Origin of the sequence: Bacillus jepli (assembly GCF_047238305.1) — a bacterium.
Taxonomy (GTDB): Bacteria; Bacillota; Bacilli; order Bacillales; family Bacillaceae_L; genus Ferdinandcohnia.
This window is the reverse complement of the sequence record NZ_JBDFMO010000001.1, coordinates 683,851-697,739: the sequence shown is the minus strand read 5'-3', so window position 1 is coordinate 697,739 and position 13,889 is coordinate 683,851. Positions and strand designations below refer to the sequence as shown.

At 39.4% G+C, this 13,889-nt stretch carries 12 protein-coding genes and 2 pseudogenes; 11 read left to right on the top strand and 3 right to left on the bottom strand.

The annotated features are described in order from the left end of the window. Positions 1-116 precede the first annotated feature (116 nt). From ABC371_RS03410 to ABC371_RS03390, 5 genes and pseudogenes are all read left to right on the top strand, one after another. The gene (locus ABC371_RS03410) at positions 117-752 is read left to right on the top strand and encodes an MptD family putative ECF transporter S component (RefSeq protein ID WP_412895582.1); all 636 of its coding nucleotides are present in this window, start codon (positions 117-119) and stop codon (positions 750-752) included. Then, positions 749-1,429 carry an energy-coupling factor transporter transmembrane component T family protein gene (locus ABC371_RS03405; protein ID WP_412895581.1) on the top strand — a complete coding sequence of 227 codons (681 nt, stop codon included), beginning with the start codon at positions 749-751 and terminating at the stop codon, positions 1,427-1,429. The genes ABC371_RS03410 and ABC371_RS03405 overlap by 4 nt, the downstream gene beginning before the upstream one ends. Continuing rightward, positions 1,426-2,820, top strand: a pseudogene (locus ABC371_RS03400) (ABC transporter ATP-binding protein); the annotation flags it as partial. The gene ABC371_RS03405 and the pseudogene ABC371_RS03400, both read left to right, overlap by 4 nt. 150 nt (positions 2,821-2,970) lie before the next feature. Continuing rightward, positions 2,971-4,671, top strand: coding sequence for an ABC transporter ATP-binding protein (locus tag ABC371_RS03395; protein WP_412899267.1), 1,701 nt, complete (start codon positions 2,971-2,973; stop codon positions 4,669-4,671). Further along, a complete protein-coding gene (locus tag ABC371_RS03390; protein WP_412899266.1) occupies positions 4,671-6,416 on the top strand; it encodes an ABC transporter ATP-binding protein in 1,746 nt (581 codons plus the stop codon). Before ABC371_RS03395 ends, ABC371_RS03390 begins: the two co-directional genes overlap by 1 nt. Before the next feature lie 523 nt (positions 6,417-6,939). Here ABC371_RS03390 and ABC371_RS03385 read toward each other — a convergent pair. Beyond that, positions 6,940-7,188 (bottom strand): hypothetical protein, encoded by a 249-nt coding sequence (locus ABC371_RS03385; protein ID WP_412895580.1) that lies wholly within the window; start codon positions 7,186-7,188, stop codon positions 6,940-6,942. Between the two features lie 1,025 nt (positions 7,189-8,213). On the opposite strand from ABC371_RS03385, the gene rpsN reads away from it, so the two are divergent. The 5 genes and pseudogenes from rpsN (at position 8,214) to dcd (ending at position 11,009) form a co-directional block, all read left to right on the top strand. Further along, positions 8,214-8,483 carry a 30S ribosomal protein S14 gene (rpsN, locus tag ABC371_RS03380; RefSeq protein WP_412895579.1) on the top strand — a complete coding sequence of 90 codons (270 nt, stop codon included), beginning with the start codon at positions 8,214-8,216 and terminating at the stop codon, positions 8,481-8,483. A 46-nt stretch (positions 8,484-8,529) separates the two neighbouring features. After that, positions 8,530-8,782: pseudogene (locus ABC371_RS03375) on the top strand (type B 50S ribosomal protein L31). Between the two features lie 74 nt (positions 8,783-8,856). Next, positions 8,857-9,216, top strand: coding sequence for a hypothetical protein (locus tag ABC371_RS03370; RefSeq protein ID WP_412895578.1), 360 nt, complete (start codon positions 8,857-8,859; stop codon positions 9,214-9,216). Positions 9,217-9,254: 38 nt separating this feature from the next. Continuing rightward, positions 9,255-10,454, top strand: a complete 1,200-nt coding sequence (locus ABC371_RS03365) for a GTP-binding protein (RefSeq protein ID WP_412895577.1) — start codon at positions 9,255-9,257, stop codon at positions 10,452-10,454. A gap of 15 nt (positions 10,455-10,469) precedes the next feature. Beyond that, entirely contained in the window at positions 10,470-11,009 is a 540-nt protein-coding gene (dcd, locus tag ABC371_RS03360; RefSeq protein ID WP_412895576.1) for a dCTP deaminase, read from the top strand. 62 nt (positions 11,010-11,071) lie between these two features. Here the strand turns inward: dcd and ABC371_RS03355 are convergent, their stop codons facing one another. Both ABC371_RS03355 and ABC371_RS03350 read right to left on the bottom strand, forming a co-directional pair. Next, positions 11,072-11,584, bottom strand: a complete 513-nt coding sequence (locus ABC371_RS03355; protein WP_412895575.1) for a MogA/MoaB family molybdenum cofactor biosynthesis protein — start codon at positions 11,582-11,584, stop codon at positions 11,072-11,074. 79 nt (positions 11,585-11,663) lie between these two features. Beyond that, on the bottom strand, positions 11,664-12,659 hold the full coding sequence (locus tag ABC371_RS03350; RefSeq protein ID WP_412899265.1) for a metal ABC transporter solute-binding protein, Zn/Mn family: 996 nt from the start codon (positions 12,657-12,659) through the stop codon (positions 11,664-11,666). A gap of 153 nt (positions 12,660-12,812) precedes the next feature. Here ABC371_RS03350 and ABC371_RS03345 point away from each other — a divergent pair, with 153 nt between their 5' ends. Further along, positions 12,813-13,790, top strand: a complete 978-nt coding sequence (locus ABC371_RS03345) for a CobW family GTP-binding protein (protein WP_412895574.1) — start codon at positions 12,813-12,815, stop codon at positions 13,788-13,790. Positions 13,791-13,889 lie beyond the last annotated feature (99 nt).

Sequence of the window (13,889 nt, the reverse complement as noted above, 5' to 3'; positions counted from 1 at the left end):
TGTATTCTAGTGGGTAAGGCTTCTTAGAAAGAAATGAACGCTTTCGTAAAATTCCCTTCATCGAAGGCGAAATTTTCTAAAGAGTTTATAAAAAATTCATATAGTGAGGAGAAATAATGATGCAAGTACAAAATAAAGCAATCAACAATGAACATATAAATAAAGAATCTAACAATAAGTGGGAAATGAGAGATTATATCACTTTAGCTATTTTCAATGTGGTGATGCTTGTTATCCTTACCATCATCACTTCACTTACGAACACGTTCTCTTTCTTGATTGGCGGAGGAATCGCTGCACTTGTCAACGCTCCCATTTACATGGTCATGTCCAATAAAATCAACAAGAAGGGGATCTTACTCTTTTCTTCGATCATTCTTGGCTTGTTTTTTTTAGCTTTTGGTTTTTTATATTATCTGATTACGATGGCGGCTATAGGTATCCTTTGTGAACTGATCATGTGGGGGAAGGACGCCTATAAAAACACGTTCCGAAATGCCATCGGCTATAGTATTTATAATGTCGGCTACTGCCTTTGCGGTGTCGTACCGCTTGTCTTTTTCAGGGAACAATATGTGGCCACATTGGAGCAAAGTTATTCACAGGTACAGCTAGATGATCTGTTGCATTACTATGGATCGCCCAGCTGGTTTTTAATCATTTGCATCATCACTGTTCTAGGGGCGGTTGCCGGTTCTTTCATTGGACATCTATTGCTAAGAAAGCATGTGAAAAAGGCAAAGTTGGTATGACAAAACTGGATCCAAGGACACATTTGGTTATATTGATTTTGGCAAGTATTCTATCAATGCTTGTGAGCAGCCCGTTGGAAGTACATTTGATGGTCGTTGTAAGCGCTTTGTATTTGTTATGTCATAAACGGATCAGGCACACGGTTTATTTTGTCCTAACTTACTCGGCATTTATGGCGATTATTTCTATTTTGCCTAACATGACGGGAACGTTGATTATCATCTTTTATACATTCGCGCGAATGATGCCGATGATCATGATTGGAGCGGCACTCATGCATTCCTCTCCCAGCAGTATCATGTGCGCGTTTGAAAGAGCGTACGTACCTAAACCAGTTTTGATCATGATTTGCATCTTGATCCGTTTCTTCCCTGTTATTTTTCTCGAAGTGATAGCAATTCGGGACGGCATTCGGGCCAGAGGTATTTTCCCACACTGGTATAGCGTCATACGACATCCGGCTATGGCGTATGAGTGTTTCTTTATGCCACTCATCGTCCGGTGCCTGAAATTGTCATCGGAGCTTGCCTCTTCTGCAGAGCTAAGGGGGATTGAGTGCAGCCGCCGCAGAACCTCGATCCACCCTGTAGGATTTAAAGCTGTCGACAGCATGGCGGTAGGGGGATTCGCTTTGTTAAGCGTAGCGATTTATTGGGTGGGAGGGGCTATTATATGATTGAACTGAATGGTGTTACCTTCCGCTATGGAGATGGGGACGGAGGTTTCAAAAGCGACACCGGCGTAAACAATATCGAATTGACGGTAAGAACCGGAGAGTGTGTTGTGCTATGTGGTCGTTCCGGTTCCGGGAAAAGTACGATTTTACGTCTTGTAAGCGGGCTTGCCCCAAGTTTTTATAGCGGGAGTCTTACCGGTAAGGTGAAGATTGGAGGATTAGTTCCTGCTGACTTAACGCCGGAGGAACGTACGAGACTGCTTGGGGTCGTGTTTCAAGATCCGCGAAGCCAGTTTTTCATGGAAAATGTGCGCGACGAATTGGCGTTTTCAGCTGAAAATCTCGGGCTTCCCCCGGATGAGATTATTCACGGGGTTGAGAAGCAGGCGAATTTGCTCGGTGTTGCCCACTTGCTCGATCGATCTCTTAACCGGTTATCTAGCGGGCAGAAGCAGCGTGTAGCTATCGCCGCCGCGTCTATCCTTTCGCCGCCGCTTTTGATATTGGATGAGCCCACAGCGAATCTGGATCATGAAGCGACACAAATCTTGATTGAAATGTTGGCAAAGCTTAAACAAACCGGTACGACACTGCTCATTAGCGAACATAGAATTCATTCGTTATTGCCCGTTGCCGATTCGTTTGTGTGCATGGACAAAGGCGAAATTGTTCAGACATGGACTAAGGATGAATTTTCCTGGCTTACCTATGAAGATGTTCGTCCATACGGCTTGCGTCATCCGGATATGATAAATATTGCATCCGCGCGCAAATTAGATGAAGTACCCGTGACTGAGCTTGCACTGGAAGGTAAGAAATTAAGTTACCATTACAAAAGAAACAGTGACGGGATTAAGGATGTAGACATCTCACTCCCGAAGGGAAGTGTTACTGCACTTACAGGAGACAATGGCGCGGGTAAGACGACGTTGTGCAAAATTCTATGCGGTCTACTTAATCAGCATGAGGGAACAATCTGCGGCGAAGGAAGTTCCTTATCAGCCGGGCGAAGGCGCGCCTCCAGCTATTTTGTCATGCAGGATGCGGACTACCAGCTCTATGCAGATAGCGTAGGAAATGAAATGGTTTTGGGCAGACATCTAGATGATGCGCTTCGCATAAAGGCGTATGAAGCGATGGAGGCATTTGGTTTGAAGGACCTTTGGGATCGGCACCCCGCCTCACTGTCTGGCGGGGAGAAGCAGCGGGTCACTCTAGCCGCGGCCTACTGCTCAGATGCTGAACTGATCGTACTGGATGAACCAACCAGCGGACTCGACGGTGACGGAGTTCTTAACGTTGCCGTATGGGTGAAAAAGCTTGCGCGAGCAGGGAAAACAATCATCATCATCACACATGACCGTATTCTTTCCTATCTTGCATGCGATCAAATAAAAGAGCTGAAAAAGGAAACCGCTGAGAGGAGAGAAACATTGAAAAATAACAAGAAGGCAGGTATTTCCAGACTTCTGGAGCTTGCGGGTGAAAAGAAGTCACTTCTTGTGTGGTCGGGAATACTGTCTACGCTAAGCGTATTTTTAATGTTGGTACCGTATTTCTCTGTATATGTTGTGATGGCTGAATTATTGAAGCATGCATCGGATCTTTCAGCAGTGGATGGGGCGTATGTCATCCGATGGGCTTTATGGGGAGCCGGCGGAATGGTGTTCGGGTATTTCTTTCTGTATGTAGGGGGAATGTGCTCGCACATAGCCGCATTTCGTATCCTGTATGGGATCAGGAAGAAACTATCGGATCACGTTGGTGCCCTACCGCTTGGCTACTTTAATAAAAATGCCACAGGAAAAATAAAAAAAATCGTGGAACATGATGTGGAAAAGATTGAGCTGTTTATTGCTCACCAATTGCCCGATTTGATCAATACGCTAGTCATGAGTACCGCAATGGCAATAGCTATGTTCTCATTCAATGTTTGGCTTGCTTTGGCATGCATCATCCCCATTCTGATCGGATTTGGCTTTCAATACTCCATGATGGCTGGAAAAAAAGCGAAAGAGGGGATGAAGGAATATTTTGATGCGCTAGAAAATATCAATTCCTCTTCCATCCAGTATATACGGGGCATGCCTTCTATTAAAGTCTTTGGGCAGACGGTTCGTTCTTTTCGGAAATTCCATCAAGACATGCTTCTCTATCGTGACTTCAGTGTCAAGTATACCGATAATTTTCAAAACGGCTATGTTTTTTATAAAGTCATTCTGCTATCGCTAGGAACCTTTATCTTGCCGGTAGGAATGTTATTTATAAGCGGAGATCCCAAGAATGTAGCATTTGCGGCAACACTGATGTTTTTCCTCGTGTTGGCACCGGGTATCTCTACGCCAGTCTTTAAGCTTAACAGTTTTGCATCCACCTTTAATGTAATTGTCGAAAGTGTTAGGCGGATTGACGGGATATTCGCAGAAGCGGTTATAAAAGAGCCGGAAACTTGTCTTACGCCGTCTGCCTATGATGTTCAGTTCCACAATGTCTCCTTTTCTTACAGCAACCAAGGTGAAGAGGTGTTGCAAGGCATCAGTTTTACTGCGGCACAAGGAGAGATTACCGCCTTGGTGGGTCCGTCCGGTTCTGGAAAATCTACCATCGCCCAGTTAATTCCCCGATTTTGGGACGTGCACAAAGGAAGGATCACCATTGGGGGTGTAGATATCAGGAAGATGAAAACAAATGACCTTATGGATACTTTATCTTTCGTGTTTCAGGATACTTTCCTGTTTTCAGATTCCATCTACAATAATATTGCCGTGGGTAGACCTTCAGCTACAAAGGAGGAAGTCTATGCGGCAGCCAAGGCGGCTCAGTGTCACGAGTTTATCCAAGATCTGCCAAGGGGCTATGATACAAAAATCGGTGAAAGTGGCGTGTATCTTTCGGGAGGAGAGGAACAGAGGGTTTCTGTAGCAAGGGCCATTCTAAAAAACGCACCTATTCTTGTGTTGGATGAAGCGACCGCTTACGCGGATCCGGAAAACGAATTTCATATGCAACTTGCTCTGCAGGAACTGATCAAGAGCAAGACGGTGCTGATCATAGCGCACCGCTTGACCACCATCCGTGAGGCCAACCAGATCGTTGTATTGAATGGAGGGCAAGTCGATGATAAAGGGACCCATTACGAACTGTTGTCCCGTGGTGGTTTATACAAAAGCATGTGGGATGCTTATACGCTTTCCGCGGAATGGAATATTGATCGATTGCAGGAAAGGGTGGCGTCCGATTGATGATCAAACAACTGTACTATATTACGGCGGGCAATCCCCGAAAAATGTTGAAGTCCATTCTTTGGACGTTGTTGGCTAATATGGCGAACATGTTCCCTTACGGTTGCCTGGCCTTAGCAGTAAGTGTGATTTACACCTACCATAGTGGAGAGCAGCAATTTCTGCATACACAAAGTCTGTGGTATGCGTGGGAGGGCATGGTATTATGCCTTGTTTTAGTATTTGCATGCGAGCGAATGGCATATCGTTCTATCTATCGAAGCGCCTATGAGTCTTCCGCCGAAGGGCGTGCGAAACTAGCCGAACATATTCGAAAGGTTCCCCTTGGCTTTATTATGAGCAAAGGCTCTGGAGAATTGGGACATACGATGATGAATGATTTTACCCAACTGGAAAATACGGTGACAACCAATGTAGCGCAGCTTATAAGCGGTGCAATGGTACCGATTCTCGCTTTTACCGGACTAACTTTTTTGGACTGGCGAATGGCGGTGGCGATGTTTGCCGGATTTCCTGTAACTATACTTATCCTTTGGGGAGTCTCCAGTTTGGAACGCAAAATCGGCAATAGTCATGCTCAAGCTAAGATCGTTCAAGCTAACAATTTACAGGAATATCTCTATGGCATGAAAATCATCAAAGCCTATAACTTGCGCGGTGAAAATTTTAAAATGTTAGAACAAGCTTTTTATCGTTTTATGAAAGAAAGTATAAAGTTGGAAGGTGGGCTTGGCCCATTCTTCCTGGTCGCCATTGCCTTCATGCAAACAGGGTTGTCATTAATGACGATTACAGGTGTTTATCTCATTTTGGGTGGAGAAATAACAGTACCGCTGTTTGCCGTGTTTTTGCTGATGGGCACCCGTATTTTCGATCCGCTATCGGCTGCTATTATGCGCCTGCCAGCATTTAAATATGATGCCATGGCAGGTAAACGTATTGTAAGTTTACTGGAGGAGCCAGTCATGGAGGGAAATCAGGAACCGCCTGAAAACCACGATATCCGGCTTGAAAATGTGACGTTCGCTTATAACGATCATATCGTATTGGATCAGGTTACTGTTGGGATGGAAGAAAATTCGTTAACCGCTATCGTAGGCCCGTCGGGAAGCGGGAAAAGCACATTGTTACGACTAATTGCGCGGTTTTATGACCCTCAGACAGGGAAGGTACTGTTCGGGGGCATGGATGAACGCGAACTGGATACCGAAAAATTAATGAAAAAAATATCTATGGTATTTCAGGATGTCTATCTGTTCCAGGATACAATTCGCAATAACATCCGTTATGGGCGGGAAGACGCTACTCAAGAGGAAATAGAGGCGGCTGCCAAGGAAGCCTGCTGCCATGATTTCATTATGAAGCTGCCGCAAGGGTATGACACAATGGTAGGAGAAGGCGGATCTACTCTTTCCGGCGGGGAGCGTCAACGTATTTCCATCGCGCGGGCTATGCTCAAAAATGCACCGGTGATTTTGCTCGACGAGGCCACCTCCTCCCTTGATCCGGAAAACGAGGTAGAAATGCAAAAAGCGATCAATCGCCTGATTCAAGGGCGTACGGTTATTATGATCGCCCACAGGCTTAAAACCGTTGTGAATGCAGACAACATCATCGTGATGGACAGAGGCAAAGTAGTAGAACAAGGAAGACATCGAGAGCTGGTTGCAATGGATGGCCTTTATAAAAAACTTTGGGATTTGCAGAGTAGAACGGTAGGATGGAAATTAGCTACTAAACAATAAAAAGTATGCGTTGTTTTCGAAACCATGGGAAGCAAAGTGAGGCAGAGTGTTCAACTTATTGTATATGGATGGTTCATAAGCATTGATTTTGTAATGTTTATGAACATCCTTTATATAGGAATTTATACAAACCTGTCTATATTTATATATAGTTTACATTCAGAATACATTCACTGACCAAATATTACATTCAAAAAGGTATACTTAATCTCGTTATACATAAACGCAAAAATAGCCGTTTTTTATTTTCTTAAACGACCACCTTCTAAGCAGGTGGATTTTGACATAAATGTCATCGACTAAAGTTGCTCTTCAGGCTGAAGTCTTGCTCAAAGACCTTTAATGGCTTCATATAAAGAGTATCAATGTACACGCTGGCTTGTGCAAGTTAGTTTAGGGAAAGATCCTATGACTGAAAAATATAAAAGTACTACTAGAAGAGGATTCCAAAAAGCTACAACTATGATACTTACCAGATTTTATATTATTTCCAGCCACGATATTTATCATATTCTTCGCCTGGTTATAAAAATTTAAATCCTTTAATACGTATAAAAATAAAATGAACCAACAGCCCAATCAACGGCAACACGATAATCCAAGTCCAAGTCCAAAAGCTCCCTAAGTAAAAATGAGAAATTACTGTAATTCCAATAAATCCTCCATATCGGAGAATAAGTACGTATAAAGGGTCTTTTCTAACAAACGAATAGAACAACAACCTGCCTAACAACAGAATGCTTAAAACAACGAAAATTTGAAGAAAAAGCATTTTCTGCCACCTCACTTTTGTATTTAGGAAACAAATTTTCCTTTGGTTAAATTTTATTTAATTATAACTATAATAGCTAATAGTAAACAACTCTTTAATGCACAATTCGACCATTATGGCACAGTTAAAAATGTGAGATAGAGTAGGCATGAAGAAAATGAATTAGTGGATCTATATAAGATGGGATTGATGGGTTAGTTTCTGAATTAGATGGGTTTCTGTTTGATTTCGAAAAAATAGATACGAAGATATCCTATTTTAACAAGTGGTTCGAAAATTACACATATCGCAATTGTGGTGTCCATTTTCATTTCATGGATCTCTTTTACTGGGTTCGGAATGTTTTATAATCAAAGAAGCATTACAACAAAAGTAAGTGTTTCTAATGTCAAAAATTATGCCTTTCCGGACACGGGAAGAATGTGAACAGGAAAAGAAGGATATGCAATTGGCAGAATGGGAAGCGTATTTGGTATAGAAATAAGAAATATTGAGACGGTTCCGACAAAAGGAGAGACGGCTTATTTAGACAATGAAAAAGAGGAATAAAACACTGTTACTGTTAACGAATTATGTGTTTAACAAGTTTTTGTGCGATAACGGCAACAATTTGACAACATTTCAGCAACAATTCATATAACAAACAGTATAAATTGGTAGAAGTAATCTTGTTATAAAGAGTCACAAATGCTTGTTCTGTTAGTGATTATATGACTTTATAGTCATTTATATAATTGAGTGTGGTAGGGGCGGCATGATGTGATAGCTTCTCAATCCCTTGTTCCATAAGGGTTTCTGTGAATTTTGCTAACAAAATGCTAACATAGTCAAATAAAATTAGAGGCTTCTCACTAGTTTAATTAACTAATGAGGAGCTTTTTTTGTTCTAATTCTAAATTTCACTACTAAGTTTTCGGAACTTAAAACAGAAGGGTGTTACCTTGATTTTGGGATTAAATTGTGATTTAATAATTATAATAAATCGTAATGATTACTATTTTCGGTATGGAAAGAGAGGTATTATTTTGGCTAAAAAATCAAAGGTGGCAAAGGAAAGAAAACGCCAACAGCTTGTTGAGCGATATGCAGAATTAAGAAGAGAGTTGAAAGAAAAAGGAGATTATGAAGCCTTAAGAAAGCTTCCGAGGGACTCTTCTCCAACACGTCTGAAAAATCGTTGTGAAGTAACCGGTCGACCACGCGGGTACCTTCGTAAATTTAAAATGTCAAGGATTGCTTTTCGTGAATACTCTCATAAAGGGCAAATACCTGGTGTTAAGAAATCAAGCTGGTAAAGTAAGGTCTTTTTTAAAAAAAAGAATATATTGGAGGTAAATGAGCATGAAAAAAGGAATACATCCTAATTATCATAAAGGTTGTATATATGGACACAACTAGTGGTTTTAAGTTTTTATCTGGATCAACATCTACATCATCTGAAACCATTGAGTGGGAGGATGGTAACACATACCCATTAATAAAGGTTGAGGTTAGTTCTGATACTCATCCTTATTATACTGGTAAACAAAAGTTTTCAGAACGTGGCGGCAGAGCTGACCGTTTTATGAAAAAATATAATATGAATAAGGAATAAACTGTATGCTTATAGTGGTTCTAATAATCACTATAAGCTATTTTTAAATTGACCTAAAATGTGAGGTGATTGTAGTGAATGACCATTTAATTGAATTGTTATTAAAGAGTGTAGTAGCTACCTTGCCAAAAGAGCATCGAGAGCTTTATGAGTATATTGTGGATTTAGAGGATAACTTGGCAAGTAAGTCAAAAACCTCTCAAGAATTCATGTCTCTTCTTGTTAAACATTCTCCACACAAGCAGGCAGCTAGGCATTTTAACCTGGGATATGGAGAGACGATAAAGCTTATGAGAGAAATCGAAGGCGAGATTGATAGAGGAATCAGTATAAGGTTGAAAAATAAGAAGTGGATAGATTTTACGGATAAAGTAAGGCAACAAGAAGGAAAAGAAAGTGCGGACAATACATTTTATTTCCTATCAATTGTGTAATATATATAGATTTTTCATTCTGAAGAGGTGGAAAAAAGATGAACAAAAAAATTCCAGTAACAGTATTAAGTGGCTACTTAGGCTCAGGTAAGACTACTCTCTTAAACCATATTTTAATGAATCGAACCGGACAAAAAATTGCGGTCATCGTAAATGACATGAGTGAAGTTAATATTGATGCAGAGCTTGTCAAGCAAGGTGGTGGGCTTTCACGTACAGATGAAAAATTAGTTGAAATGTCAAACGGTTGTATATGCTGTACGTTGAGAGAAGACTTGTTAATTGAAGTTGAAAAGCTAGCAAAACAAGGCGATATTGATAGTATTATCATAGAATCTACTGGAATAAGTGAACCCGTACCTGTGGCACAAACATTTTCCTATATAGATGAAGAGCTAGGAATTGATTTGACTCGGTTTTGCACGTTAGACACAATGGTAACGGTAGTTGATGCAAATCGTTTCTGGAAGGATTTCCGATCAGGTGAATCCTTGCTAGATCGAAAGGAAGCAATTAGTCTTGAAGATAAGCGTGAAATCGCAGATTTACTGCTAGATCAAATTGAGTTTTGTAATGTTCTTCTATTAAATAAATGTGACTTAGTAGAATCCGAGGAGTTAGATAAACTAGAAAGTGTATTGACTACTTTACAGCCACATGCACGGCTCCTTCGAACCGTTTATGGTGAGGTTAAGCTTGAGGACGTTGTGAATACAGGTTTATTTGACTTTGAACAAGCCAGTTCTTCAGCGGGGTGGATTAAGGAATTAACAGAGGGTCATCATAACCATACATCTGAGACAGAAGAGTATGGTATATCTTCTTTCGTCTATTCTCGTCGTTTACCATTTCATTCTGAGAGATTTCATGCATTTATTCACTCCTTACCAGAAAGCGTTGTTCGTGCGAAAGGTATTGTATGGTGTGCAACTAGGAACGATATAGCACTGCTAATGTCCCAAGCAGGACCATCAGTAAGTGTTGAACCTATTTCCTATTGGGTTGCATCACTATCAGATGAACAACAGCAGGAAATCAAAAGACAAAATCCTAGTGTTTTAGATGATTGGGATATTGAATTTGGAGACCGTCATACGAAATTAGTATTCATCGGAGTCGAACTTAACCCTAATGAGATTAGTAGAGAATTAGATAAATGCTTGTTAACAGCAGAAGAGTTTGACCGAGATTGGTCATTGATGAGAGACCCATTTAAGTGGAATTTACAAAAAGCATAAATAGGAGAAAACTTTATGATTTTATCTGGATATTCGATACAGCAAAAGTTAGAATCAAAGGAACTATCTATTCATCCAATTAACCAAGAACAGATTCAACCTGCTTCAATTGATTTACGTCTAGGAGAACATTTCTTAGTGATTGATGAGCATGCTAATCATCATATTTCAATGGATGAGCCTGCAAATTACAGAGAGATAAAAACAAAGGATAAAATTGTTATTCCACCGCATTCTTTCTTACTAGCGACAACAGTAGAGGTTGTGGAATTGCCCAATAACCTTACAGCATTTGTAGAAGGAAGAAGTTCAATAGGACGGCTTGGCTTATTTATACAAAATGCAGGGTGGGTAGATCCTGGATTCAAGGGTCAGATCACGTTAGAGTTATATAATGCCAACCGTTTGCCAATTGAGTTAACTGTAGGCCGAAGAATCTGTCAGTTGGTTATCGCTACGGTAGACCAGGAGGCTTCTCCTTATGAGGGAAAATATGTAAATCAAACAGGGGCAACAGCAAGTAAGGTTTATCGAGATCCTGAAGTAAGGAAATAGTTTAATGAGTATACAATAAACAAAGAAAGAGGTATAGACCGCTTAAGCTACCTATACCTCTATTAAATGTCTTTTCTAATTTCTCTTACGACATGTGCAATTTCAGGAATAATGAGCTTAATCATTGCTAGTTTTACTGCTCCACTTGACCCAGGAGTAGAAAAGATAGCTGTATCGTTATATACACCAGCAATCGCTCTACTAAGTATTGCTGCAGAACCTATGTCTTCGTTATAACTAAGCATTCTAAAAAGTTCACTAAAACCGACAATTTCTTTTGTTATAATACTTTTTATGGTTTCAATCGTAACATCGCGTTTGGCTATTCCTGTCCCACCATTTAAGAGAACAACATCAACATTTTGATCACCACAGCCTTGTATAATTGCAGAACGTATTTCTTCCTCCTCGTCCTTTACAATTTCATAGTTGATAATCTGATGCCCATTTTCTTCTAAATACTTGTACATTAAGATTCCACTTTTATCGGTTTCTATCGTTCTAGTATCACTCACGGTAATGATTTTACAATTTACTTGTTTTGGTGCCTCACTCTTGTGTTCAGATACACTCACTCTTGTCACCTCAATTAATTATAACTGTAAAAGAAGGAAGTGCCTAACTATGGTCACTTCCTCCTTTAAGTATGCGAATTTACTTTAAAGCTTTTTCAAGTGTTTCGATGTTTTTACGCATTAAACTAAAGTAGTCTTCACTATTCTCAATATCCTCTTGAGTTAGGACGGAAAGATTATGTAAACGAAGAGGTTCAGCTTTAATTTCCTTACGTATAATCTCTGCGATCTTAGGTGTTACGTTCTGTTCAAAAATCACATATTGGATTTGTTTTTCTTTTGCTATTTCAATGATTTTTTTAAGCGCTTTTTGAGATGGTTCATTACTAGGGGATAGACCTGCTACCGCAATTTGGTGAATCCCGTAAGTTTCTTCCCAATAGCCATAAGCTGCGTGTGAAACAAGTATCTCCGGATTTACCTTTGAATCAACGAGTTGATGAAACTCGGAATCTAACTTTTCAAGTTCTTCTTTTAACACATTAAAATTAGTTTCAAATGTTTCCTTCTCAGTAGGTATTAACTCAATTAATGCATTTTTGATATTTTCAGCTAAATGGATAGCACGATAAGGATCTAGCCATACATGCGGATCGTAATCTCCGTGGTGATGGTCGTCATGCCCATGTTCATAGTCATCATGATGTTCTTCGTTATGCCCATGCTCGCCACTTTCGTGGTGTTCATGATCGTCATGTCTATGTGCAATGGCTTCAATACCTTGTGTTGCTTCAACTAATAAAGTGTCTTCAATTTTTAATGCTTCTGCAATTTTCTCAGCATAGAGTTCCATACCTAACCCATTAAAAATAAACGCTTCTGACTCTGCAATATCCACCATTTGTTTTGTTGTTGGTTCATACGTATGTGCATCTGCACCAAGTGGAATTATACTTTTTACCTCCACAAATTCACCACCTATTTTTCTGGTGAAATCCTCTAATGGAAAGAGTGTAGTATAGATTGTTAGTTTTTCACGTTTTTCCGAGTTTTCATTGAGGTCAGTGTATTCTTTAGATGAATTGATCTGTTCTTTTGTAGTACAACCTGTAAGAAGAGTAAATAGAACTAAGATAAGGACAATTAAATTAAATTTATGATTCGCGTTAACATCTCCTTTCAGTTATGTATCTTAACGTAATGTGTCTTGTTTGTAAATAGTAATAATTACGATTTAGGTTAAATATAATAAGAAGGTATTAAAGCAATCTTTAGTGGAGGTTAAAGAATGAAGAAAATTCCTGTGTTAATTTTAAGTGGTTTTTTAGGGAGTGGAAAAACAACACTTCTAAAACAATTACTCCAAACATGTGAAGAGAAGAGAATTACTCCTGCAGTCTTAATGAACGAGATAGGAAAGACAGATATGGATGGAGAAATACTTCTTGAAAAGAATAAACAACAAATCATTGAAAAGTTATTGGATGGTTGTATTTGTTGCAGTAAAAAAAGTGAAGTTGCTAATTCAATTAAAAAGCTCCTTGAAAATAAACCGGATGTTATTTTTATTGAATTGACAGGAGTGGCTAATCCTGAAGAAGTGGTAGATTCATTGACAGAACCTGAATTAATAGATTATCTATATTTAGAAAAAGTTATTACGGTCCTCGATGGAGAGAATGTTCTTGAGTATAATAGTATCTTTGGGTCAGTTCGAGAACTAGTCCAAACAACAAGACGGCAAATTGAAGTTGCTGATATTTTGATAGTAAATAAAATAGATTTAATTTCACAGTCTCAACAGGAGAAGGTAAAGAAAGTAATAAAAAAACAAAATACTATATCACCTGTTTATTTTACGTCATATAGTGAAGTGAATCCAAATCTCTTGTTAACAGGTATAAAGGATAGTAATAGTAAATTACCCTCACATCGAAGTAGGCATTCACACTTTCGTGAGGAAAATAAACATGATCACACTTATAGGCAAAAGAGATCCTATTCACGAATAAATACACTTACTTTGGATTTTAATCAACAAATGAAACCTGCTAAAGTCGATAAATTTTTAAAAAAGTGGCGACCAAACTTATTGAGAGCAAAAGGGTACATTCCTTTAAAGGATGGGTGCTACTTACTACAACACGTTATGAAAAGAACTTATTTGGAACCATCAGAGCACATAGGAAGACATTACTTAGTCATGATCGGTATTGACCTTAATAAAGAAGAAATAGAAAGTGAATGGGCAAAACTAAATGCATAGTGATTAAAGACAACAAAGGAATTATTCTTTTGTTGTTTTTTTTGTGATTAAATCGTAATTATTCAGATTTAGGTGACATGTTCCTACCTTGTCCGCATA

What these genes read in the sequence shown, in the direction of transcription:
- ABC371_RS03390 (WP_412899266.1), top strand. Translation starts at nt 4,671, where the DNA reads ATGATCAAACAACTGTACTATATTACGGCGGGCAATCCCCGAAAAATG.
- dcd (WP_412895576.1), top strand. Translation starts at nt 10,470, where the DNA reads ATGATTTTATCTGGATATTCGATACAGCAAAAGTTAGAATCAAAGGAA.
- ABC371_RS03405 (WP_412895581.1), top strand. Translation starts at nt 749, where the DNA reads ATGACAAAACTGGATCCAAGGACACATTTGGTTATATTGATTTTGGCA.
- ABC371_RS03345 (WP_412895574.1), top strand. Translation starts at nt 12,813, where the DNA reads ATGAAGAAAATTCCTGTGTTAATTTTAAGTGGTTTTTTAGGGAGTGGA.
- ABC371_RS03410 (WP_412895582.1), top strand. Translation starts at nt 117, where the DNA reads ATGATGCAAGTACAAAATAAAGCAATCAACAATGAACATATAAATAAA.
- ABC371_RS03395 (WP_412899267.1), top strand. Translation starts at nt 2,971, where the DNA reads ATGTTGGTACCGTATTTCTCTGTATATGTTGTGATGGCTGAATTATTG.
- ABC371_RS03385 (WP_412895580.1), bottom strand. Translation starts at nt 7,188, where the DNA reads ATGCTTTTTCTTCAAATTTTCGTTGTTTTAAGCATTCTGTTGTTAGGC.
- ABC371_RS03365 (WP_412895577.1), top strand. Translation starts at nt 9,255, where the DNA reads ATGAACAAAAAAATTCCAGTAACAGTATTAAGTGGCTACTTAGGCTCA.